This window comes from bacterium (genome assembly GCA_030018315.1).
GTDB lineage: Bacteria > Hydrothermota > UBA3073 > JACQXS01 > JAGMCI01 > JASEGA01.
Genome location: JASEGA010000056.1, coordinates 1 through 3759, shown reverse-complemented (window position 1 = coordinate 3759; position 3759 = coordinate 1). Strand labels below are relative to the sequence as shown.

General features: G+C 41.4%; 2 protein-coding genes. Both read left to right on the top strand.

The genetic code is table 11. From position 1 onward, the window contains the following. Positions 1-169: 169 nt before the first annotated feature. Complete coding sequence (locus tag QMD71_09945; GenBank protein ID MDI6841145.1) at positions 170-2290, top strand: FlgD immunoglobulin-like domain containing protein; 2121 nt, start codon at positions 170-172, stop codon at positions 2288-2290. A gap of 16 nt (positions 2291-2306) precedes the next feature. Further along, positions 2307-3759: T9SS type A sorting domain-containing protein (locus tag QMD71_09940; GenBank protein ID MDI6841144.1), on the top strand; the 1453-nt coding region annotated here is incomplete at its 3' end.

Here is a 3759-nt window from a genome sequence, read left to right as displayed (position 1 = left end):
ATTTATTTAGGATTTGGTGCTTGAGATTTAGGATTTAAAAAATGAGGGGGTGATGCCTATGTCCGCAGGATCTCCTACGAGCCGTATGGCCTGTGGAATTGTGTGACAGGGGTGATGGGATGTGCTTTTAGGGTGTGCCTTGGAACACCCTTAGTAAAAGGAGGGGAAGATGAAAATGAGTTTATTTGCTATCCTAATATTTGTTGTGCTATTACACGGGATTGTATTTGCAGACTCCTGGCTTACAGGCCCACCTATGCCGACAGCACGTTGTGATGCAGCAATAGCGACAGTTAATAATAAAATATATGTGCTTGGTGGCTTTGCTTGGGATGAGCTTACTGTAGTTGAAGAGTATGACCCTGCATATGGGACATGGGTAACTAAGGCAAGTATGCCATATCCGACATGTGGTGTAGGTGTAAGTGTAGTAGGGTCTAAGATATATATTATGGGTGGGACCTGTCCAGCAAGAGGTTCAGTTAACGACGAGTATGACCCATCTACTGACTCTTGGATTGAAAAGAATCCTATGCCAACAAGACACGTAGCCTGTGCAGTTGCAGAAGTGGGCTCTAAAATCTATGCTATTGGTGGTTATCTCAATCCTAACTATTATAACATTAACGAAGAGTACGACCCAGCTACTAACTCATGGACCATTAAGGCACCTATGCCGACAGCACGTGAGTATCTTGTAGCTGGTGTAATAAATGGTAGGATATACGCTATTGGGGGCTGGAATCATACTGCTGGTGGTGTCCAGTCGGCTAATGAAGAGTATAACCCAGTAACTAATACTTGGATAACAAAGACACCTATGCTAACACCACGCTTTGGTATGGCAGCTGCTGTTGTTGGTGATAAGATATATGTCATTGGAGGGAGGGATGCTACACATCATCCTGTTGGTACTAACGAAGTATGGGATGGCACCGGCTGGAGTACTAAGTCACCTATGCCGACACCCCGCATGAATTTAGGGGCATCTGCTGTGGGTTCTAAGATATACGCTATCGGGGGCTGGGATTCCGATAACTACCTTGCAACTAACGAGGAGTATAATACAGAAACTGACGAATGGATTACATGGACTCCTATGTCAACACCAAGATCTAACTTAGCAGTGGTAACATTTGGCACTAAAATCTATGCTATTGGTGGATATGGGACTACTGCGAATGAAGAGTATGACACAGAAACTGACAGATGGAATACAAAATCGTCTACAATAAGCCCAATTAATTATGCCAGGGCTGCTGTAGTTAACTCTAAGATATATGTCATTGGAGATAATCCTGAGTTCTTTACTTCCAAGTATAATAATGAATACGACCCAATAACTGACACATGGACAAGTAAGTCACTGATGCTGACTCCAAGATTCTCTCCGACGGCTGCTGCAATAAATGATAAGATATATGTAGTGGGTGGAGTTTATTGGGACCCCGAGGTTGAGATTTCGTATCTTAACATTAACGAAGAGTATGACCCATTAACTGATACTTGGGCCAGAAAAGTGCCTATGCCAACCCGTCGTGCATATATGGGCGCAGCTGTAGTTAATGATAAGATGTATGTAATTGGCGGTGGCAGAGAGGCAAGTGTAACTCTTACTACAAACGAAGAATACGACCCATCTACAAGCACATGGACTACAAAGGCACCTATGACAAAAAAACGTAGAGGTGTAGCAGTAGCTGCAGTAAATAACAGGGTATATGCTATTGGGGGCTCGTATATGGATGAGAATGGAGAGATTCGGTATCTTGATATAAACGAGGAATACAATCCTGAAACTAACACTTGGGCTACAAAGACACCGATGCCAACTAAGCGGAGTACTGACTGTGTAACAGCACCACGGCTACCAGGTGGTCCATTAAAGATACATGTTATAGGTGGTGTAAATGATACTGCTTATCTTGGCACTAATGAGGAGTATACTCCTGACATATATGGAGTAGATGAGATTAGTCCTGCTATATATGCTAATGAGCTTAGTGTAATTCCGAGCGTGGGGACAGGAGAGTTTAAAATAATGTATTCTATAAAGACAGCTGATAAAGTGAGCCTTAAAGTATACGATGCTTCTGGTAGACTCATTTATACATTATTTGATGGTTTATTATCTGCTGGCTCATATCACACATTATGGAATACAACTGATGCAGCCGGCGTATATGTAAATTCGGGTGTCTATTTCTTGAAACTATTAGTTGGCAATCCTATCCATAGGAGCCTTCGGACAGAATATGATAAAACTGAAAAAATAATTGTAGTTAAGTGATATTGAAGGAGGGGAGATGAATAAATTTATTTTATTTGCAATAAGTGTCATCTTTATAAGTGGTAATCTTATTGCACAAATATGGGGTCCTGATACGAGGCTTACAAAAGATACCTCTGAATCTTATTTTAGTTTTCCGACTCAATGGGCAATAGCTACTGATAACAGGGGCTGTGTTCATGTAGTCTGGTATGACCAGCGTGACCCACAGTGGTGTACAGAGGTTTATTACAAGCGGTCAAAAGATAACGGTGAGACATGGGAAGCTGATAAACCGCTGACTACAAATTCATCATACTGGCAAGAAGGGTCTTGCATAGCGACTGATAGATTAGGACGGCTACATGTAGTTTATACTGAATTTTCGTATTGGGACGCTTTTAAGCCCATAATCCATTATAAACGCTCAACTGATGGTGGTGACACATGGGAAGCGCAGCAAAACATTGTATCTACAATTGGTGATTTTGCTGGTCATACATCTTTAGCATCTGACCTCAATGATGGTGTTTATGTATTGTTTGCTGACCAGACAGGAGTGAGCTGGAAAGAGCTTGATAACTACATTATACGCTCAAGTGATGGTGGTGTAACTTGGGAGCCTAGGCGTCAACTAACTAATTCAAGAGCTGCACGCTGGGGTTCAGTCGCTGCAGATACACTTGGTCGTGTCCATATAGTTTATCCGGATGAGAGGGCTGGTAGTCAAATTTATTACAGACGCTGGCTAATAGGTCAACCTATTGAGCCTGAAGTAATACTGACAACTGGCAATTCACCAAAATGGAACCCTAGTGTATATACTGATAGAGGTGATAAAGTGCATATAGTTTGGGAGGATGCGCGTGATGGCAATTGGGAAATATATTACATTCGGTCAACTGATGGTGGCAGCACATGGGGAGATGAGACACGGCTAACAAAAAATCCAAATGAATCTTCGTATGCTAATATCGCTGCCGACCTTTGTAACAGAGTCTATGTAGTTTGGCAAGATAATCGTGATAATGCAGACTTTGAAGTCTACTTTAAGGAGTCTATTGATGGTGGTAATACTTGGAGCTATGACACCTGTATTACTGATAGTGCAGTAGCAGAGGATGAGATATTATTCCCAAATATTGCATGTGATGATTCTGGTAATTATTTACATGTTGCGTGGAAGGATAAAAGAGATGGTAATACTGAAATATATTATAAAAGAAGGGTAGGCGCAACCTTTCTGAGCGAAGCGAAGAAGCTCGAAATAAGCGGTGGTGTAGATATATTTCCAAATCCGTCTCCCTCTATTGTAAGGATTGTTTCACACATCCCTCATTCCGATAAGGCATCTATTACTATCTATAACGCAGCTGGTAGAATTGTTAGGCACTTACCTGTAAATGGTGAAGTTATTTACTGGAATAGGGAAGATAATTATGGTAAAATCTGTCCTATTGGTGTTTACTTTATAAGAGTAGAGTCAATAA